Annotated in this window: 16 protein-coding genes; 8 read left to right on the forward strand and 8 right to left on the reverse strand. The window is 34.9% G+C overall.

Translation table 11 applies throughout. The features are described from left to right. Window positions 1-73 precede the first annotated feature (73 nt). From ACFQ0I_RS05085 to ACFQ0I_RS05095, 3 genes are all read left to right on the forward strand, one after another. Complete coding sequence (locus ACFQ0I_RS05085; RefSeq protein ID WP_379940015.1) at window positions 74-2,464, forward strand: TonB-dependent siderophore receptor; 2,391 nt, start codon at window positions 74-76, stop codon at window positions 2,462-2,464. 2 nt (window positions 2,465-2,466) lie between these two features. After that, entirely contained in the window at window positions 2,467-3,018 is a 552-nt protein-coding gene (locus ACFQ0I_RS05090) for a PepSY-associated TM helix domain-containing protein (protein WP_379940017.1), read from the forward strand. 149 nt (window positions 3,019-3,167) lie between these two features. Beyond that, on the forward strand, window positions 3,168-3,347 hold the full coding sequence (locus tag ACFQ0I_RS05095) for a hypothetical protein (RefSeq protein ID WP_379940020.1): 180 nt from the start codon (window positions 3,168-3,170) through the stop codon (window positions 3,345-3,347). 35 nt (window positions 3,348-3,382) lie between these two features. Here the strand turns inward: ACFQ0I_RS05095 and ACFQ0I_RS05100 are convergent, their stop codons facing one another. Further along, complete coding sequence (locus ACFQ0I_RS05100) at window positions 3,383-4,294, reverse strand: dihydrofolate reductase (RefSeq protein WP_379940022.1); 912 nt, start codon at window positions 4,292-4,294, stop codon at window positions 3,383-3,385. A 302-nt stretch (window positions 4,295-4,596) separates the two neighbouring features. Here ACFQ0I_RS05100 and ACFQ0I_RS05105 point away from each other — a divergent pair, with 302 nt between their 5' ends. Continuing rightward, window positions 4,597-4,887: an isoamylase early set domain-containing protein gene (locus ACFQ0I_RS05105; RefSeq protein ID WP_379940024.1), complete on the forward strand. Its 291-nt coding sequence runs from the start codon at window positions 4,597-4,599 to the stop codon at window positions 4,885-4,887. 57 nt (window positions 4,888-4,944) lie between these two features. Here the strand turns inward: ACFQ0I_RS05105 and ACFQ0I_RS05110 are convergent, their stop codons facing one another. The 5 genes from ACFQ0I_RS05110 to ACFQ0I_RS05130 all read right to left on the reverse strand — a co-directional run bounded on the left by ACFQ0I_RS05110 (window position 4,945) and on the right by ACFQ0I_RS05130 (window position 10,038). Then, complete coding sequence (locus ACFQ0I_RS05110; RefSeq protein WP_379940026.1) at window positions 4,945-5,769, reverse strand: thymidylate synthase; 825 nt, start codon at window positions 5,767-5,769, stop codon at window positions 4,945-4,947. Window positions 5,770-5,924: 155 nt separating this feature from the next. Beyond that, on the reverse strand, window positions 5,925-7,451 hold the full coding sequence (locus ACFQ0I_RS05115) for a NupC/NupG family nucleoside CNT transporter (RefSeq protein WP_379940028.1): 1,527 nt from the start codon (window positions 7,449-7,451) through the stop codon (window positions 5,925-5,927). A gap of 24 nt (window positions 7,452-7,475) precedes the next feature. After that, a complete protein-coding gene (locus ACFQ0I_RS05120; RefSeq protein WP_379940029.1) occupies window positions 7,476-8,096 on the reverse strand; it encodes a bifunctional nuclease family protein in 621 nt (206 codons plus the stop codon). 123 nt (window positions 8,097-8,219) lie between these two features. After that, window positions 8,220-9,179, reverse strand: a complete 960-nt coding sequence (locus tag ACFQ0I_RS05125; RefSeq protein WP_379940031.1) for an electron transfer flavoprotein subunit alpha/FixB family protein — start codon at window positions 9,177-9,179, stop codon at window positions 8,220-8,222. A gap of 112 nt (window positions 9,180-9,291) precedes the next feature. Continuing rightward, entirely contained in the window at window positions 9,292-10,038 is a 747-nt protein-coding gene (locus tag ACFQ0I_RS05130; protein WP_379940033.1) for an electron transfer flavoprotein subunit beta/FixA family protein, read from the reverse strand. 159 nt (window positions 10,039-10,197) lie between these two features. On the opposite strand from ACFQ0I_RS05130, the gene ACFQ0I_RS05135 reads away from it, so the two are divergent. Together ACFQ0I_RS05135 and ACFQ0I_RS05140 are read left to right on the forward strand one after the other, a co-directional pair. Further along, window positions 10,198-11,175 (forward strand): pyruvate dehydrogenase complex E1 component subunit beta, encoded by a 978-nt coding sequence (locus ACFQ0I_RS05135; protein WP_379940035.1) that lies wholly within the window; start codon window positions 10,198-10,200, stop codon window positions 11,173-11,175. 63 nt (window positions 11,176-11,238) lie between these two features. After that, on the forward strand, window positions 11,239-13,743 hold the full coding sequence (locus ACFQ0I_RS05140; protein WP_379940037.1) for a DUF5686 and carboxypeptidase-like regulatory domain-containing protein: 2,505 nt from the start codon (window positions 11,239-11,241) through the stop codon (window positions 13,741-13,743). A gap of 92 nt (window positions 13,744-13,835) precedes the next feature. Here the strand turns inward: ACFQ0I_RS05140 and ACFQ0I_RS05145 are convergent, their stop codons facing one another. Both ACFQ0I_RS05145 and ACFQ0I_RS05150 read right to left on the reverse strand, forming a co-directional pair. Then, window positions 13,836-14,207 carry a PID-CTERM protein-sorting domain-containing protein gene (locus tag ACFQ0I_RS05145; protein ID WP_379940039.1) on the reverse strand — a complete coding sequence of 124 codons (372 nt, stop codon included), beginning with the start codon at window positions 14,205-14,207 and terminating at the stop codon, window positions 13,836-13,838. Between the two features lie 136 nt (window positions 14,208-14,343). Next, window positions 14,344-16,578 carry a M1 family metallopeptidase gene (locus tag ACFQ0I_RS05150; protein ID WP_379940041.1) on the reverse strand — a complete coding sequence of 745 codons (2,235 nt, stop codon included), beginning with the start codon at window positions 16,576-16,578 and terminating at the stop codon, window positions 14,344-14,346. Window positions 16,579-16,704: 126 nt separating this feature from the next. Between ACFQ0I_RS05150 and ACFQ0I_RS05155 the strand changes: the two genes are divergently transcribed. Both ACFQ0I_RS05155 and ACFQ0I_RS05160 read left to right on the forward strand, forming a co-directional pair. Beyond that, entirely contained in the window at window positions 16,705-17,232 is a 528-nt protein-coding gene (locus ACFQ0I_RS05155; RefSeq protein WP_379940043.1) for an inorganic diphosphatase, read from the forward strand. A 128-nt stretch (window positions 17,233-17,360) separates the two neighbouring features. After that, window positions 17,361-19,766, forward strand: coding sequence for a sodium-translocating pyrophosphatase (locus ACFQ0I_RS05160; protein ID WP_379940045.1), 2,406 nt, complete (start codon window positions 17,361-17,363; stop codon window positions 19,764-19,766). The last annotated feature ends 6 nt before the right edge of the window (window positions 19,767-19,772 follow it).

A 19,772-nucleotide genomic window follows, 5' to 3' on the forward strand; every position in this document is an offset into this window, starting at 1 on the left:
ATCTAAATAAAAATTGTGAATATTATTTTTGTTATATAGATTTGCTCGCAATTTAAAATCAATCTAAATAACAATGAAAAAATCAATTCAATTTATATTATTCGTCTTATTATTCTGTAGCCAATTAAGCGCTCAAGAAACAAAAAGTATTCAAGGAAAAGTCATGACCATATCAAAACAACCTATTGAAGGTGTTACTGTAATGGTAGATAATTCAAAGAAATATGATATCAGTGATGCTAATGGAAACTTTAAAATTTCAGATTTAGTTCCGGGGTTTTATAAGCTTATTATATCGCACATTGGCTATAAAACAGATTTTGTAAAATTCGAAGTAAAAAAACAAACCATCCTGGAACTTCCAATTATTTACTTGCAGGAAGCCGATAATGAGTTGCAAGAAGTGTTTATCTCTGGCAGTATTTTTAATAAAACGCCTAACGCCGCTAAATCTGGTATTAAGCCTTTAGATTTACCACAAAGTGTGGCTGTAATTTCAAACTTAACGCTCGAAAATCAAATGGTTCAGTCGTTAGGCGATATTTTAAAAAATGCCAATGGTGTTTATGTTATGGGTACTACCGGTGGTTATCAAGAAGAAATTGCTTCGAGAGGTTATAGCTTGGGGAGTAATAATACCTTTAAAAACGGAGTTCGGTATTTTAATGGAATGACTGTTGAAACTAGCGGACTTGAAAGCGTTGAAATTCTAAAAGGAAGTGCAGCCATTTTATTTGGAAACGTTGAAGCTGGCGGAATTTTAAATTTAATAACAAAAAAACCTCGTTTTGATTTTGGGGGTGAAATTGATGTTACTTTGGGAAGTTTTAATCTGATAAAACCCACGTTCGATGTTTATGGAGCGGTAAATGAGTCTAAAACCACAGCCTTTCGATTAAATGGATCGTACACTTCAGCCGATAGTTTTAGAAGGTATGTGTCTTCAGAAACATTTTATTTTAATCCGTCCTTACTTTTTAAATTAAGTGATAAAACAAGCTTACTTGTTGAAGCTGATTATACCAACGACCATAGAACACCAGATTTTGGTGCGGGAATTATTAATTATCAAATTGTTGATATGCCAAGAAATCAATTTGTTGGTGTTAAATGGGGCTATTATGATGCCGAACAACTATCGGCTACAACCACGTTAAATCATCAAATTTCAGACGATTGGGCATTAACCTTTATCAATTCCTTTCGCCATTATAATACCGATTTGTTTACTAATGCAAGACCAAATAGTGGTGGTTCAACCGTACAGGAAGATGGTACATGGCAACGAAATCTTCAAAAAAGAGACTATAACGACAATTATATTTTAAATCAATTAGATTTAAAAGGGTTGTTTAATACAGGAGCGTTAAAGCATCAATTATTAATAGGTGCCGATGTAGAAAATTATTCAACAAAAGACACCCGATATTTTGCTTTAACTGCAGCGAATAACAATGGGCAGGCTTATTATGATGAAATCAATATTTTTAATCCGGATTATGATAATTTCAGCAATGATATTCCTGTTCTAAATAAAGACCGATTAACAACAACGCCCGTTTCTAGATTCGGAATTTATATTCAGGATTTAATCGAAATAAACAACTATTTAAAATTGTTGGCTGGAGTTCGATACACGTATCAAGATACAAAGAGTGATGTTTATACGTATTCGAGTCAAACTACAGCAGTTACTAATTTATACGATGATGCATTTACCCCGCGTTTCGGAATCATCATTCAACCAACAGAGCATATGTCTATTTTTGGTAGTTATGCTAATTCTTTTGAAACGAATACCGGCATCGATATTAGTGGAAAGGCGTTAGAACCTTCTTTAATAGATCAGTTTGAAGTTGGCGTAAAAAATGAGTTTTTAAACAGCAAGCTATTCCTCAATGTTACAGGGTATATAATAAATAACAGCAATTTAGCACAAACCTCTTTTGCCAATGGGAATACCGATAGCAATATAAAAGAAATGGCAGGAGCTACCGAAAGTATAGGTGTAGAAATAGATTTTACAGCATATCCGGTAACAGGATTGCGTTTAATGGCGGGGTATAGTTTTAACGAAATGACGTATACAAAATCTAATACTTATGTTGTTGGAAGTTTATTAAGATATAATCCTAAACATACGGCCAATTTTAGTGCTAACTATGATATTGAAACGGGTTCATTAAAAGGATTAAATCTTGGAATACTAAGTACTTATTTTGGTGAACGCTTTGCAGGTAGGTCGTTCTTAATAACATCGCCAAATAGTGGAAGACAACTTATCCCACTTTCAGATTATTTTCAATTAGATGCTACTGTAAGATATCAATTTAACCCAAAATTAGGCGTAAGTGCCAAATTAGCAAACATAACAAACGTATTAAACTATAATATTCACGACGATAACAGTGTAAATCCTATTGCTCCAAGAAATTATACGGTATCTGTAAATTATAAATTTTAAAAATGAAAGCAAAAACACTTAGAGCCATTCATCGCGATTTAGGTTATTTATATGTAGGTTTAATTATATCTTTTGCCTTTTCGGGTATTTTAATGAACCATAGGGAATCGTGGCATCCCGATAAATATGTTATAGAAGCTAAAGCTATAGAAGTTTCGTTGCCAAAAAACAAACATAGTATTGATGATGCTTATGTTGAAAAACTAGCCGCTTCTTTAAATGTTGATGATAAACTAAAACGTCATATGTTCAGAAAAGGCGAATTACGTATGTCTTTTGAAAATACCGAGATTTCAATAGATGCGAAAACAGGAAAGGGTGAAGTTATTTCATTTATAAAAACACCGCTAATTAGTCAGACCATGACTTTGCATAAAAACACCTCCAATTGGTGGATTTATTATTCAGATATTTTTGGGATATCACTTATAGTAATCGCAATAACAGGAATGCTTATGATTACTCATGGAAAATATACCTTTAAAAAGCGCGGATGGAAATTGGCTGTTGCAGGTGTTGTTGTTCCTGTGTTGTTTTTATTGTGTTTTGTGTAAAAAAACCAATTTGTTATGGCTATATCTATTAAATAGATTGTTCTATATATCTTACTATAAGCTAATAATAAATTTTAAAAATATGATATTCGTTAGTTTTTATTATAAATGTTAAAGATAAATTTATCCCTAATAAAATATAATGAATTATGAGCAATGACAATAAGTGTTTGGTTTGCGAAAAATCATCCGATGAAACACCAGTTACAAAATTTTATTACCAGAAGAGTGAATTTTATATTTGCCCACAGCATATTCCTGTGTTAATACATAAACCTCAAGAATTAGTAGGGCTGTTAGATGGCGCCGATAAATTACAAGGAGGATAAATACTTAATTTAGTACGCTATAAATAGCGAATCATTTATCTTCTTTCATAGGTTAAAAACGAATAACTATAGTCGTTTTTGTCGCTTTTTTCATGAAAAACATTGGCTGTTTCTTTCCAAACAGCAGGATCAATTTTAGGGAAGAAGGTGTCGGCTTCAAAAGATTCATGTACACGGGTAATTTCAATTTTATCTGCAATTAATATGGCTTGTTTGTAAATTTCACCACCGCCAATTATAAACGGTTGCGAATCCTGCGAACAAGCCTTAATAGCATCTTCTAAGGAGTTCACCAAAATAACACCTTCAGGAACTTGGTAATTTAAATTCCTAGTAATTACTACGTGAGTTCTGTTTGGTAATGGCTTCGGGAAACTTTCAAAAGTTTTTCTTCCCATTATTATATGATGTCCGTTTGTAAAACTTTTAAATCGTTTTAAATCGTCGCTTATATGCCATATTAATTTGTTGTGTTTGCCTATCGCATCATTGTCGCTTGCAGCTACAATAATGGTCAATTCTTGCTTTTTCTTTTCAGAATTAATAGCAACAGACGCTTGGGCTTTTTCAATTAAAGCCTCATCGCTAGGAAGTGATTTAATTAATTTTTCAATGCGTGCTTTCTGTTTTGCTACCAGCTTGTTTAGTTGTTGGGTTTCCCATTCTTTCCCCATAAACTTATAGGTAATAAAGACATTAAATGCGTGGTATAAGAATAAAAATAACCAGAATAGAATAGCAAAAACAAACCAATGAGTTTCTAAAGGTTTAAAATCTTTACCAAAGCCTAAGCCTAAATTAAATAGAATTAAAAATACCGATCCAATTAAAAAAATAACAAAATGAATGTATAATTTTTTCTTTTGCTTAATTCTTTTTTGTGCATTTTCTATAAGCTCTAACTGCTCTTTATCTATCTGTGGGACGCTTTTTTTTCTTCCGAACATATAACATGAAATATTACGGTAAAGTTAATGCTTTTTAATGAAAATTAAAGGATAATTATATCCGTTCGAAACAACTTTAATTTGGGAAGTCTTTTTAAGTAAAAGTCACTGATAATCAACAAAAAGTGGGGTATTATGATTGATAATTATACAATTAATTCGCACAATTTATAGTTTAGTTTAAATAATAATGAATTGATATTGTTAAATTGATAATTCTTAATGGTTTACCACTTTAAAAGGTAAAAACTGACAATTAGTTTTATAAATTTGCAGTATAAACAACACAAAAAATTTAAACTATGGCTATTTCAAAACAATATTTAAAAAGCAAACCAGTTTGTAAAGTAACGTTTTCTATTCTTGCAGAGGATGCAAAAAAAGTTGGACTTGTAGGGAGTTTCAATAAATGGAAAGCAACCCCACTTAAGAAATTAAAAAATGGAACATTTAAAGGAACTGTAGATTTAGATACAGGTAATTCTTATGAATTTAAATATGTAGTTGACGGTGCATTCGTTAATGATGATGCTGCCGATGCTTATGCTTGGAATGATTTTGCTGCGGCTGATAACAGCGTAGTAAACGTTTAATAAAGGTCAGATATTTAACAAAAAAAGCGCTTTCAAATTTTGAAAGCGCTTTTTTTGTTATACCGCAACGACACCTTTTATATGTGGGTGCGGGTTGTAATCTTCTAACGTAAAATCTTCAAAGGTAAAGTCGAATATATCTTTAATTTCGGGGTTTAGTTTCATTTTAGGAAGTGGTCTTATGTCTCTTGAAAGTTGTAATTCCAATTGTTCATAATGATTGCTGTAAATATGTGCATCACCAAATGTGTGAATAAATTCGCCAGCTTCATAACCACAAACTTGTGCCATCATCATAGTGAATAGTGCATACGACGCAATGTTAAATGGTACTCCTAAAAACACATCGGCACTGCGTTGATATAATTGACACGATAATTTACCGTTAGCCACATAAAACTGAAAAAATGCATGGCAAGGTGGTAATGCCGCTTTTCCGTTGGCTACATTTTCGCTAAAACTTTTAGAGGTATCAGGTAAAACCGATGGATTCCACGCAGAGACCAACATGCGTCTGCTGTTTGGGTTGGTTTTTAAGGTTTCAACCACTTCTTTTATTTGGTCTATCTCATCGCTGTTCCAGTTACGCCATTGGTGCCCGTAAACCGGACCTAAATCGCCTTTTTCGTCTGCCCACTCGTTCCAAATACGAACACCATTTTCGGTTAAATAATTAATATTCGTGTCGCCTTTTAAAAACCACAGCAATTCGTAAACTATCGATTTTAAATGGAGTTTTTTGGTTGTTACCATTGGGAACCCTTCACTTAAATCGAATCGCATTTGATACCCGAAAACACTTTTTGTTCCAGTACCCGTGCGGTCTCCTTTTTCATTGCCGTGTTCTAAAATATGTTTTACTAAATCGTGGTATTGCTTCATAAATTGTCTCCACTTTGTGGAAATTGCTTTAATTAAACTTAATTTTTCTGAAGCTAAAAATAGATAAAAGCACCAAAACTTAGTTGCTGATGCTTTAAATAATATAATAAAGTTATTAACTAAACTGGATGAGAATTATATTTTCCGCCAATAAATTAGCCGATAATCATTCCAGCAATAGTTGCAGAAAGCAATGACGCTATGCTACCGCCAATAAGTGCTTTAATACCGAATTCTGATAAGGTTTTTCGCTGTCCGGGAGCTAACGAGCCAATGCCGCCAATTTGAATTCCAATGGATGCAAAATTCGCAAAACCACAAAGCATATACGTTGCCATTATGATTGATTTTTCAAATTTGAGGTGTGTTAAATTTGCAACATTTTTAAGTTCAGCAAGCTGAATATATCCAACAAATTCACTAGCTGCCAGTTTAATACCTAATAATTGACCCATAAGTGCCATATCTTCTTTGGCAACGCCTATTAGCCACATAACTGGTGCAAAAATATAACCAAGTATAAATTCTAAAGAAAAACTGCTATATGGGGTATTTCCAGAAATCCAGCTGTTTAATCCAGATAAACTACCCAATTTATTAAAACCATAATTTATCATGGCAATAAACGCTATAAATACAAGCAACATAGCTCCTACATTAGCCGCCAATTTTAATCCTTCGGTGGTGCCATTAGCAATAGCGTCCAAAATATTTGAACCAATATTGTCTTGGGTTACTTCTAAATTGGCATTAATTTCTTGGTCTTGAGGATACAGCATTTTAGAAATAACAATAGCACCCGGTGCCGCCATAACAGAGGCTGTTAACAAATGTTTGGCGTAGAATATTTTTAGCGCAGGATCCGTTCCTCCTAAGAAACCAATATACGCAGCTAAAACACCCCCTGCTACTGTAGCCATACCGCCAATCATAACCAAGAGTATTTCAGACTTGTTCATTTTTTCTAAATACGCCTTAATCATTAAAGGAGCTTCAGTTTGGCCTAAAAATATATTTCCTGCTACACTTAAACTTTCGGCGCCAGAAACCCCTAAAAGTTTGGTTAATACCCAAGCTAGTCCTTTTACGATTTTTTGAATAACACCTAAATAAAATAATAAGGAAGTTAAGGCAGAGAAAAATATAATGGTTGGCAATACTTGAAACAAAAATATAAAGCCATAGCTATCCATGTTCATTAAGCCACCAAGTAAAAACTCGCTCCCTGCTCTAGTAAAATCGAGGGTTTTTACGAACAATTGACCAACAAAAGCGAAAATACTTTGTACAAAAGGAATTTTTAAAACACCTATAGCCAATAATAGCTGAGCCAAAAGACCAAAGCCTATTGTTTTCCAATTAATTGCTCTTCGGTTTTTACTTAAAATAAAGGAAATTAAAAGCAACACAAACATTCCTAAAACACCGCGCCATAAGCTGTCTATTGAGAATCCTTGACTTGGTATTATAGGGGTAGAAACTGTTGTGGCTGCTGATGTGTCTTCAGTCTTTATATCATCAATATTAGCTTTTAATGAATCCGTATTGGGATTAAGAGCTGAAGCTTCCTGAACAATTTCACTGGGTGTTTCTTTATTTATATTTTTATCGGTGTCTTGGGCTGATATTGGTGAGTAAAATGTGATTAAAATAATGACAATTGACAAAAATATTTTTTTCATACAGAAGACGTGGGTTATGATTTGTTATTCTCGTTTAGAGATTTCATCACGAATACGAGCAGCCTTTTCGTAATCTTCGTTTGCTACTGCTTCGTTTAAGAGGTTGTGTAATTCTTCAAGTGTTTTGCCTTTAAAACTTTCCTTTGGTTCGCTTGGTTCCATCTCATTAGCGATGAGTTCATCCATCAAAATACTATCTTGAGTATCTTCATCTTCTTCCTTTTTAGGATTTACTTTTAAATAAATCCCAGCTTTATCAAGAATGTTTTTGTAAGTGAATATAGGGGCATCAAAGCGAAGTGCCAAGGCAATGGCATCACTAGTTCTGGCGTCTATAATTTCTTCAATTTTGTCGCGTTCGCAAATTAAACTAGAATAAAAAACACCATCAACCAATTTATGAATAATAACTTGTTTGACAACGATATCAAATCGGTCGGCAAAATTTTTAAATAAATCGTGTGTAAGTGGTCGTGGAGGTCTTATTTCTTTTTCTAAAGCGATAGCTATAGATTGAGCTTCAAAAGCACCAATAACAATAGGGAGTTTCCTATCGCCATCTATTTCGTTTAAAATCAATGCGTAAGCGCCGTTTTGTGTTTGACTATAGGAAATTCCCTTTATATTTAATCTTACTAAACTCATAATGTATTAAAACGCAAAGAACTGTTTAAATTAGGACTTTACCAAACCGCAAAATGCAGAATTAAAAAATTTTAAGCTAATTTAAGCTTGTTCTTATTACAATACAATTTAAAAAATAAAAATTTATTGTTGCGCTTTAAACGCTTTTAATTTTTCAATAAGTTGTGGAACCACTACAAAAGCATCTCCAACAACACCATAATCGGCTGCTTTAAAGAAAGGTGCTTCGGCATCCGTATTAATTACAACTTTTACTTTTGAAGCATTAATACCTGCTAAATGTTGAATGGCTCCCGAAATTCCGATTGCAATGTATAAATTAGATGCTACAGGTTTTCCTGTTTGTCCAACGTGTTCGCTATGTGGTCTCCAACCTAAATCGGAAACAGGTTTAGAACAGGCAGTTGCTGCGCCTAACACAGAGGCTAATTCTTCAACCATACCCCAGTTTTCAGGACCTTTTAATCCGCGTCCACCAGAAACTACGATGTCTGCATCGGCAATACTCACTTTATTAGATGCTTTGTCTACAGATTCTACGGTTACTCCTAAGTCTGAAATGGAAGGCGAAAATGCTTCCGCGGAAGCGCTACCATTAGATTCTACCAAGCCGAAAGCATTGTTAGAAACTCCAATAATTTTAACATCGGTGTTAATGGTTGTCATTTCGAATGCTTTATTGGTAAACGCAGTTCGTTTTACTGTAAATGGAGCGGTGTTAGATGGTGCTGCAATAACGTTTGAAGCATATCCTGCATTTAAATGTACCGCTAATAAAGGTGCCAAATATTTACTATCGGCACTAGAACTTAGTATAACGACTTTAGTTCCTTCTTTCTCTGCGGCTTGTTTAATGGCTTGGGCATATCCGTTGGCATTAAAGGCGGTAAGTTTTTCGTTTGAAACGTTTAAAACTTTATCGACACCATAGGTTCCTAAAATAGAGGCGTCGTTTACATTAAATGCGATGGCTGTTACCGTAGTTCCTAATTGTGTGGCTACGGCCTTGGCGTATGATGCTACTTCTAAGGCCGCTTTTTTAAATTTTCCTTGTTCTGATTCTGTATATACTAAAACTGACATAATCTTTAATTTTTTTCTTCACTCCAATTCCTTTCCAATAAAAAGGGTTTGGGAGCAAACTGTTTATATTTTTTTCGCACCTAAGGCCTATTTTTTAGGTTTAGGAAAGGCTTTAAATCACTTTAGCTTCGTTGTGAAGTAAATTTATTAACTCATCTAAATTATCTGGCGCTACTAATTTTACAGCCCCTTTAGGCGCTGGTTTTTCAAATTTAACCGAAGAAGTTTCATTCGTTGCCTCTATTGGATCTAAAACAGTTAGTGGCTTTTGGCGTGCCATCATAATGCCTCGCATATTTGGAATGCGTAATTCGCTTTCTTCAACCAAACCTTTCTGACCACCAATAACTAAAGGTAACGATGTAGAAAGTATTTCTTTTCCACCGTCAATTTCTCTAACGGCTTTAACAGAAGTGCCATCGATGTCTAAGCTAATACAATTATTTACAAAGTTGGCGTTTGTTAGGGCTGCCAGCATACCTGGAACCATCCCGCCATTATAGTCGATTGATTCACGGCCTGCAATAACCAAATCGTAACCACCTTCTTTAACTACATGAGCCAATTGTTTAGCAACCGAAAAACCATCGGTAGCTACCGTATTAACACGTATGGCAGCATCGGCACCTATGGCCAAAGCTTTGCGTAAAGTAGGCTCGGTTTCGGCACCTCCAACATTAACAACGGTAACATTAGCGCCTTGTTTTTCTTTAAACCACATGGCTCTTGTTAATCCAAATTCGTCGTTAGGATTAATAACATACTGTACACCGTTGGTGTCAAATTTTGTATCGTTTTCGGTAAAATTTATCTTAGATGTGGTGTCGGGAACGTGGCTAATGCACACTAATATCTTCATAATTTATCAGATTAAATAAATATTATTTCTTTAAAGCTACGAAGTTAATTATTTTATTCTGAATATTTACTATGCATGCATAGTAAATATTAAATAATTCTTTTTTACGTATGTATTTTATTTATTCTTATTTTTGCTTTTCGAATTAAAATATATTTAATGAAGACAATACAATTTAGAGAAGCTATTTGTGAAGCAATGAGCGAAGAAATGCGTCGCGACGAAAGTGTTTATTTAATGGGCGAAGAAGTCGCAGAATACAATGGAGCTTATAAAGCATCCAAAGGTATGTTAGATGAATTTGGTCCAAAACGTGTTATTGATACCCCCATTGCAGAACTTGGGTTTGCAGGTATCGCAGTAGGGTCGACTATGACTGGCAACAGACCGATTGTAGAGTTTATGACTTTTAATTTCTCTCTTGTTGGAATTGATCAAATAATAAATAATGCTGCAAAAATCAGACAAATGTCTGGTGGGCAATTAAAATGTCCGATTGTATTTAGAGGCCCAACAGCATCTGCAGGACAATTAGGGGCAACGCACTCGCAAGCCTTCGAAAGCTGGTTTGCCAATACACCTGGTTTAAAAGTTATTGTGCCATCAAACGTATATGATGCTAAAGGTCTTTTAAAGGCTGCTATTCGCGATGACGATCCAGTTATTTTTATGGAGAGTGAGCAAATGTATGGCGATAAAGGTGAAGTGCCAGAAGGTGAGTATGTAATCCCGATAGGAGTTGCCGATGTTAAGCGTGAAGGAACTGATGTGACTATAGTTTCATTCGGAAAAATAATCAAGGAAGCTTACAAAGCAGCCGATGAGTTAGCAAGAGAAGGTATTTCTTGTGAAATAATCGATTTACGTACCGTTCGTCCTTTAGATAAAGAAGCTATTTTAAAATCTGTTAAGAAAACGAATAGATTGGTAATTTTAGAAGAAGCATGGCCTTTTGGAAATGTTTCAACCGAAATCACTTATATTGTACAAGCAGAGGCATTTGATTATTTAGATGCGCCAATTGTTAGAATTAATACAGCCGATACCCCTGCGCCATATTCTCCAGTGTTGTTAGAAGAATGGTTACCAGACAGCAAAGAAGTTGTTAAAGCGGTAAAAAAAGTATTATATAAATAAAATTAGAATTATTACGTTATATAAACTTCATTAGCATAATTGCTAATGAAGTTTTTTTGTCTTATGAACCCAAAACTATTATTATCACTTTTTTTCTTAGGAATATTTTTATCGCAAGCACAAACCAAAGTAAGTGGGTATGTGTTTGATGAGTATAATGAACCAATCTCCTTCGCAAATGTTATTTTTAAAGGCTCCAATCAGGGCACAATTACCGATGAAAACGGGAAGTTTTATTTAGAATCTTCTGGCGTTTGGAATACCTTACGCGTATCATTTATTGGCTATGAAACTTTAGATGTTCCACTGGTTAAACGAGTGAATTATGATTTAAAATTTATTTTAAAAGAAGAGGCTGCTCAATTAAATCAGGTTTTAATCGTATCGGGGAAACAACCCAAAAAGAACAATCCCGCGATTGATTTATTGCGAAAAATATGGGAACATAAGCGTACAAATGGTTTAAAACATTTTAAACAGTACGAGTACAATAAATACGAAAAAGTAGAATTCGATATTAATACGATAGACAGTGCGCTTATAAAAAGTAAGCTGTTTAGGGGAATGGAATTTGTTTTTAATGAAGTAGACACCTCTAATGTTACCGGCAAAACCTATTTGCCTATTTTTATTAACGAAGCGGTTTCAACGGTTTATGGCGATAATATTATTAAGAAAGAAAAAAAGGTTTTAAAAGGAAATAAAAACTCAGGGTTTAGTGATAATCAGATGGTTATAGATTTTGTAGATGATTTATATTCCGATTTCGATGTTTATGATAACTATTTAAAATTTTTCGATAAAAGTTTCGTGAGTCCTTTATCCAGAACAGGAATTGGGACGTACAATTATGTTTTAAACGATAGTGCTTTTATAGATAAAAAATGGTGTTACAATATAATTTACTATCCAAGACGTAAAAATGAGCTAACTTTTAAAGGTGATTTTTGGGTAGCAGATAGTACCTATGCCATTAAAGAAATTAACCTGCAAGCATCAAAAAGTGCCAATATTAACTGGGTTAAAGATATTTATATTGAACAGGAGTTTGAAGTATTAAACGATTCTATTTTTCTTGTAAAACGGGATTACATGATGTCTGATTTTGCTTTGAATAAAAAGGAAAAATCTAGAGGCCTTTACGGAAAACGTACCACGTTGTACAATAATTATACGTTTGATAAGGAATTAAATAAAAAGTTCTACGAAGAAGAAGTTTATAATTACAATCAGGATGTTTACGATAGGGATGACACGTTTTGGAAGGAAAACCGTTTAGAAGATTTAAATAAAGACGAACAAGGTGTTTATAAAATGCTAGATACTTTAAAGACAGTTAAAAAGTTTAAACGCCTTTATAATCTGGGGAGTATTTTAGCTTCTGGTTATATTGAATTTAATCAATTACCGTTAGATTACGGACCCATTTTTTCTACTTTCGGATTTAACGAAGTCGAAGGCTTGCGACTACGAGCTGGAGGCAGAACCTATTTTGGTAAAAATGATTTATGGCGTTTAGAAGGGTTTTTGGCCTATGGTTTTAACGACGATAAGTTTAAATATGGCATCTCCGGAAAATGGTTAATCGATAAGAAAAATCGTTTTATTATATCGGGTGGAAACAGGCGTGATGTAGAGCAAATAGGAGCTAGTTTAACAACCAGTACCGATGTTTTAGGGCGTAGTTTAGCATCTTCGGCAGTAGTGGGAACTGGCGCCAATGATAAGCTTACGAATATTAATTTAACAACCTTAGCAGTTGAGTTAGAACCATGGCGTAATGTGGTTTTTAGATTGGGCGGAAATTACAGAACCTTAGAATCGGCGTCACCAACCTTTAGTTTAGATTATAACACGACAGATGGAGAAGAGTCTGTAATTAAACAATACGAATCTACGTTTTCGGTGCAATATTTTCCAAAACGGAAAATGACAGGTTTTGGGGTAGAACGCAGAGAAGCTAACGATGATTTTGCTCGTGTTTTTGCACAAGTTAGCCATGGTGATAAAAGCATTTTAAATGGTGATTTTGATTACACCAAATTACAAATGTCTTACATACAACCAATGCAAGTTGGTGGTTTTGGTAGATTAACTACTAGTATTGAAGCTGGTAAAACTTTTGGAGAGGTGCCACTTGGGTTGCTGAGTGTAATTCCGGGAAATCAATCTTATTTCTCTATTTATAACACCTTTTCTCAATTAGATTTTTACGAGTTTGTGTCTGATACGTATGCGTCAGTACATTTAGAGCATAATTTTAATGGACGATTCTTTTCAAGAATTCCGTTTTTAAGAAAATTTAATCTTCGCGAGATTGTTAGTTTTAAAGGTGTTATGGGTGATATTTCTGAAGAAAACATTGCTTTAAATAGTACAACCAATCCGAATGCCATTTTGTTGAAAGCACCAAATAAAAAACCTTACTACGAATATAGTGTTGGTGTTGGAAATATTTTTAAAATATTTAGAATAGACTTTAATTTTAGAGGCAATTATTTAAATAAAGTAGAAAACCCCGATGCCAGAAAATTTGGGGTAACCGGATCTTTCGGATTCCATTTTTAATACTGTTTGAGGCTATATCGGACTTTTATAAAACAAAAAAGAGGCTTTTAAAAGCCTCTTTTTTGTTTTATATTGTTTCGTGATGTATTAAATTACATTTTTTTGTTGCCTCTTAACTTTTTAATGCCAAAAAAAGCAGCTGCTGCTAATAAAATTGAAAGTCCACCGTCCAATGGAATAGTGTCATTGCTACCTCCAGCGGCTCTTCCATTCGGGTTGCCATTACTGCCTTGGTTCCCATAAGGGTTATTTCCAAGCCCATTGCCTTGGTTTCCTTGACCGGCATTCCCATTATTGTTAGGGTTTACATTGGCTGAATGTGTAACACTAGCTCCGTTATTTCCTCCAATACCGTTGCCTTGATTGCCGTTATTTTGTTGAGCATTCATAGTAGTGTTAAATGAAAAGGCTAAAATAGCGATTAGCATAGCTAAGGGTCTAAAATAAATTTTCGTTGTTTTCATATTCATGAAGATTAAGTTGATTAATAGCAAAGCGAAAGTAAATCGAAATTGCTTTCAATCAAAACATAAACGATATAACTGATTATTTCATCGTTTATCGATAAAAATGTTGTGAATTACAAAAGTTTTGTTGCCGTTATTTATTATTCTGTTTTTTCTTAAAGGATTCAAAATCAGATTGATGTTCTGCTTTAGGAAAGCTATTATTTGATGTGTCCGTATCCGCAAATTCGAAATTTGGGTCTAAGGTCACTTTCTGTACTTCTTTTGCTTTAATAAAGGTTTTTTTAATTTCATATTCGTTGCTTCTCCACACTTCAGCAGGTAACCGGTCTATTTCTATGCTGCCATCGGTAAATTGCCATTCTATAGTAACAGGCATTACAAGACCGCCTATATTTTTTATGGTCACTTCATAAATATTTTTTCCAGACAGCTGTTTTCTAACCTGATTATCATCTAAACGCGATAAATAATCGCCATAGGCATTTTCTGGGGTGTTTATCATGGTGATGACTTCGGCTCCTTTCGAAAAATCTTTCGGGTCTACATTGCTGTTTCTATCGGTAGTAGCAATTTTGATTTTTTTGCTTCTTTTCTGGTCTTCAATATTGCTAGTTTTTTCGTCTACTTTAAACCATTTAACATGGCTTAATTCCATATCAACATGGTCTGTTGTAAAAAACCATCCTCTGTAAAACCAATCTAAATCGGTTGCAGTGGCATCTTCAAGCGTTCTAAATAAATCACTTGGGTTAGGGTGTTTGTATTTCCAACGATTGGCATATTCTTTAAACGCTTCATCAAATAATTCTTTTCCAATAATGGAGTTTCTCAACATTTGTAATCCAGCAGTCGGTTTTATGTAGAAATTGGCACCAAATTGGTTGAATAATTCGTTGTCGGAAGTCGTCATGATTGGACGCATTACATTTTTATCGCCACTCATAAAAGGTACAATGCTTTTAGGGGTTGTACTATTAAATCCGGGGTATCTTTCGGCCACTGTGCGTTGGTGTAAAAAGGTGTTTAAGCCTTCGTCCATCCACATCCATTTGCGCTCGTCTGAACTTACTATCATAGGAAACCAATTGTGGCCTACTTCATGAATAATTGTTCCAATCATGCCTTGTTTAGCGGCATCACTAATTTTGCCATTTTTCGGTCGTCCACCATTAAAACTAATCATTGGGAATTCCATACCTATGTTTGAAGTATTTACCGAAATTGCCACTGGATAAGGATAATCGAAGGTTGCTTCAGAATACACTTCTAAAGCGTGTTTTATAGCTTTTGTAGATTCTTCTTGCCATACTGGTAATCCTTCTTTCGGATAAAACGACATCGCCATAACGGTATTGGTTGGGAGCTTTACAGCTTGGGCATCCCACAGAAATTTTCTCGATGACGCAAATGCAAAATCACGAACATTAGTGGCATTAAATTTCCAGGTTTTTAGTTTCGTGGCTTTCGTTTTTTCGTTAGCTTCTGCTTCTTCTTTCGTGATAATCATTACGGGTTTGTCAAATGATTTTTTGGCACTTTCTAATCGGTTGCGTTGCGTCTTAGAAAGTACTTCTTCGCTGTTTTGTAATGTGCCAGTTGATGCTACTATGTGGTCTTCAGGCACTGTTATTTCAACATCGTAATCGCCAAATTCTAATGCGAATTCACCCAATTTTTGAAATTGCTGATTTTGCCATCCTTCGGTATCATTATATACCGCCATCCGTGGAAACCAATGCGCTATTAAGTAAACCGTATTATTATCTTCCGGAAAATATTCGTATCCTTCTCTAGATAATAAAAACATACTTCTATCAGTAATCGGGTAATACCAGGAAATGGAAAAGCTTATTGATTCACCCGATTTAAGGATTGTATTCAGTTTTACTTTCATCATGGTATTATTAACCATAGTTTTCATGTTATTTCCCTGGCCATCCTTCACATTTTTAATGGTATAACCAGCAGGAAAATCTATGGCTCTGGTAAGATATTGCATTTGTTTTGCAGAGATAGAATCCTGTATGTCATTATTAAAAGAACCGAAATCTTCATTTCCTTTTTTATTCACATTCTGTTCTAATTGAATCCATAAATAACTTAAATCGTCGGGCGAATTATTAAAATAGGTAATGGTTTCTTCGCCAGAAATGCTGTTGTTTTTTTCGTTTAAAACAACTTTTATCTTATAATTTGCACGTTGTTGCCAATAGTCTTTGCCAGGAGCGCCACTGGCAGTTCGGTAAGTATTTGGAGGTGCTATTAAATTATCTATAGGCTCAAATTTTCCTTTCCATGGTTGAGTTTGTGCGTTAAAAGATGGCAGAACAAAAAGCAGTGATAAAGCTAAGAAGCAGTGTCGCATAATCTTAAGATTGTTTATTTGAATTAGTCTTGAACAAGATACTAAATATTAATATAAAACAAACTCAATTTTAATTGCATGAAGTTATGGGGTTAATTATATTTGCTTTATAAATTAAACAAGACTATGAGCCAAGAAAAAGGAGTAACTTTTGATGTATTGATAGAAATACCAAAGGGAAGTAGAAATAAATACGAATACGATTTTACCTTACATAAAATCCGTTTTGACCGAACGTTGTTTTCATCGATGATGTATCCTGGTGATTACGGTTTTATTCCAGAAACGCTGGCATTAGATAAAGATCCATTAGACGTATTGGTGTTAGGTATAGAGCCTACATTTCCTATGGTTGTTATGGAAGTAAAGCCAATAGGCGTTTTTTATATGACTGATGAAAAAGGACCAGATGAAAAAATAATTTGTGTTCCTGTCTCAGACCCGGTTTGGAGTAATAGAGATGATATTTCAGAATTAAATCCGCACAGATTAAAGGAAATAGAACACTTTTTTCAAGTATATAAAGATTTAGAAGAAAAGAAAGTAGATACAGGAGGATGGGGAAATGCTGCAGAAGCTATTAAAATTTATCACGAATGTGTCACTAGGTATGAAGAAAGTGAACACAAGAAAAAAAGAACTTTTACTATCTAATTATTAGATTCTTAGAAAATTAAATTTAAAATGAACCATCTTTAATAAAAGGTGGTTTTTTTTATCACTTATATTTTACTATTTTTAGCTTCTTTAAAAAAAAATTAATCTCAACAAACTAAATCTATATGGAATTATTAGTGAAAATTTTGCCGCTTTTTGGAGTTTTGGCATTGGCATTTGTATTTGTAAAAAGTGCATGGGTTACTAAACAGGAACAAGGTACGGATAAGATGATTCGTATTGCCAAAAATATTACCGATGGCGCAATGGCTTTTCTTAAAGCAGAATATAAAATACTCTCCATATTTGTAGTGGCGGTTGCCATATTATTATTTTTTAAAGGCACAGCTGAAGCAGGGTCGCACGGAATGGTTGCTATTTCTTTTATTGTTGGAGCTATTTGTTCTGCATTAGCTGGATTTATTGGGATGAGAGTCGCTACCAAAGCGAATGTAAGAACCACACAAGCCGCAAGAACGTCGCTTGGAAAAGCTTTAGAAGTAGCTTTTGCTGGAGGAGCAGTCATGGGCTTAGGCGTTGTAGGTCTTGGTGTTTTAGGTTTAAGCGGACTGTTTGCTATTTATCAAGAAATATGGCCAGGTGAGGAAAATGTATCAATGGTGCTTAATGTACTATCAGGATTTTCATTAGGAGCATCATCTATTGCGCTTTTTGCACGTGTAGGTGGTGGTATTTATACAAAAGCCGCCGATGTTGGTGCCGATTTAGTTGGTAAAGTCGAGGCAGGTATTCCTGAAGACCACCCGTTAAATCCTGCTACCATTGCAGATAATGTGGGTGATAATGTGGGTGATGTTGCCGGAATGGGTGCCGATTTATTTGAATCTTATGTTGGTTCTATCATAGGTACAATGATTTTAGGCGCATTGATTATAACACCCGATGTTGCTGGCGGAATGGGTGCCGTGTATTTGCCATTGGTTCTTGCTGCCGTTGGAATTATCATGTCTATTATCGGAACATTTTTTGTGAAAGTAAAAGACGGTGGGAATCCGCAAACAGCATTAAATATTGGAGAATTTGGTTCAGCTGGATTAATGGTTGTGGCCTCATATTTTATAATTACCGCTTTTATACCAGAAACCTATACTTTTAAAGGTGTGGAGTATGGCGCTATGGGTGTGTTTTGGGCAACCATTGCAGGCTTAGTGGCAGGATTGGCAGTAGGTAAAGTTACCGAATATTATACTGGTACCGGAAAAGGACCTGTTAATTCAATCGTAAGACAATCAGAAACAGGAGCAGCAACTAATATTATTGCTGGTTTAGGAATAGGAATGATGTCTACCATGATTCCAATTTTATTAATCGCAGCGGCCATCTTGGTGTCACATTATTTTGCAGGTTTATATGGTATTGCAATTGCAGCGGTTGGGATGTTAGCAAATACAGGTATTCAATTAGCTGTAGATGCTTATGGTCCAATTTCCGATAATGCTGGAGGTATTGCTGAAATGGCAGAATTACCTAAAGAAGTTCGAGAGCGCACAGATAAATTAGATGCTGTTGGAAATACCACGGCTGCTATTGGAAAAGGCTTTGCTATTGCATCGGCTGCATTAACAGCCTTGGCGTTGTTTGCGGCTTTTATGGAAACAGCGAATGTGCGGTCTATAGATGTTTCAAAACCCGATATTATGGCTGGACTGTTAGTTGGAGGGATGCTACCATTTGTGTTTTCGGCATTATCAATGAACGCTGTTGGTCGTGCGGCCATGGCTATGATAGAAGAAGTGCGTCGCCAGTTTAGAGATATTCCGCAATTAAAAGCGGCTTTAGGAGTGATGCGTAAGTACGATTCTGATATGACTAAAGCAACTCCGGAAGATAGAGCAATTTTTGATGCGGCCGATGGTTATGCTGAATATGATAAATGTGTTGATATTTCAACAAAAGCATCTATTAAAGAAATGGTACTTCCGGGCGTATTAGCCATTGCGGTTCCTGTAGCTGTTGGTTTTATTGGCGGAGCTGAAATGCTAGGAGGCTTATTAGCAGGCGTTACAACTTGTGGGGTGTTAATGGCTATTTTTCAATCGAATGCTGGAGGTGCTTGGGACAATGCAAAGAAAACCATTGAAGAGCAAGGTAAAAAAGGTACCGACGCGCATAAAGCGGCTGTAGTTGGCGACACTGTTGGCGATCCGTTTAAAGATACTTCCGGACCGTCATTAAATATCTTATTAAAGTTAATGTCGGTAGTAGCATTGGTGATTGCGCCAAGTATTGCTTTAGATGCAGAGGATGTTTCGGCTTATGCAATTAATAATACACCAGAAGCAGTTGAAGTAACAAAAGAAGTGAAAGTGGAAATGACCAAAGGTGAAGACGGTTTATTTCAAGCGGTAGTTACAACAATAACCACCGAAAATGACCAAAAACAAACAAGCTACGAAACTTTTAAAGGTACTGAAGCCGAAGTTAAAGCAAATATTGAAGCATTAAATACTGATGCGACCAAGTCAAAAAAAATAATTAAAGAAATTATTGAAGAAAAACAGAAACATTAAGTAAAT

It is taken from the genome of Mariniflexile aquimaris (assembly GCF_042676825.1).
GTDB classification, from domain to species: Bacteria; Bacteroidota; Bacteroidia; order Flavobacteriales; family Flavobacteriaceae; genus Mariniflexile; species Mariniflexile aquimaris.

What these genes read in the sequence shown, in the direction of transcription:
- ACFQ0I_RS05085 (WP_379940015.1), top strand. Translation starts at nt 74, where the DNA reads ATGAAAAAATCAATTCAATTTATATTATTCGTCTTATTATTCTGTAGC.
- ACFQ0I_RS05090 (WP_379940017.1), top strand. Translation starts at nt 2,467, where the DNA reads ATGAAAGCAAAAACACTTAGAGCCATTCATCGCGATTTAGGTTATTTA.
- ACFQ0I_RS05095 (WP_379940020.1), top strand. Translation starts at nt 3,168, where the DNA reads ATGAGCAATGACAATAAGTGTTTGGTTTGCGAAAAATCATCCGATGAA.
- ACFQ0I_RS05100 (WP_379940022.1), bottom strand. Translation starts at nt 4,294, where the DNA reads ATGTTCGGAAGAAAAAAAAGCGTCCCACAGATAGATAAAGAGCAGTTA.
- ACFQ0I_RS05105 (WP_379940024.1), top strand. Translation starts at nt 4,597, where the DNA reads ATGGCTATTTCAAAACAATATTTAAAAAGCAAACCAGTTTGTAAAGTA.
- ACFQ0I_RS05110 (WP_379940026.1), bottom strand. Translation starts at nt 5,769, where the DNA reads ATGAAGCAATACCACGATTTAGTAAAACATATTTTAGAACACGGCAAT.
- ACFQ0I_RS05115 (WP_379940028.1), bottom strand. Translation starts at nt 7,451, where the DNA reads ATGAAAAAAATATTTTTGTCAATTGTCATTATTTTAATCACATTTTAC.
- ACFQ0I_RS05120 (WP_379940029.1), bottom strand. Translation starts at nt 8,096, where the DNA reads ATGAGTTTAGTAAGATTAAATATAAAGGGAATTTCCTATAGTCAAACA.
- ACFQ0I_RS05125 (WP_379940031.1), bottom strand. Translation starts at nt 9,179, where the DNA reads ATGTCAGTTTTAGTATATACAGAATCAGAACAAGGAAAATTTAAAAAA.
- ACFQ0I_RS05130 (WP_379940033.1), bottom strand. Translation starts at nt 10,038, where the DNA reads ATGAAGATATTAGTGTGCATTAGCCACGTTCCCGACACCACATCTAAG.
- ACFQ0I_RS05135 (WP_379940035.1), top strand. Translation starts at nt 10,198, where the DNA reads ATGAAGACAATACAATTTAGAGAAGCTATTTGTGAAGCAATGAGCGAA.
- ACFQ0I_RS05140 (WP_379940037.1), top strand. Translation starts at nt 11,239, where the DNA reads ATGAACCCAAAACTATTATTATCACTTTTTTTCTTAGGAATATTTTTA.
- ACFQ0I_RS05145 (WP_379940039.1), bottom strand. Translation starts at nt 14,207, where the DNA reads ATGAAAACAACGAAAATTTATTTTAGACCCTTAGCTATGCTAATCGCT.
- ACFQ0I_RS05150 (WP_379940041.1), bottom strand. Translation starts at nt 16,578, where the DNA reads ATGCGACACTGCTTCTTAGCTTTATCACTGCTTTTTGTTCTGCCATCT.
- ACFQ0I_RS05155 (WP_379940043.1), top strand. Translation starts at nt 16,705, where the DNA reads ATGAGCCAAGAAAAAGGAGTAACTTTTGATGTATTGATAGAAATACCA.
- ACFQ0I_RS05160 (WP_379940045.1), top strand. Translation starts at nt 17,361, where the DNA reads ATGGAATTATTAGTGAAAATTTTGCCGCTTTTTGGAGTTTTGGCATTG.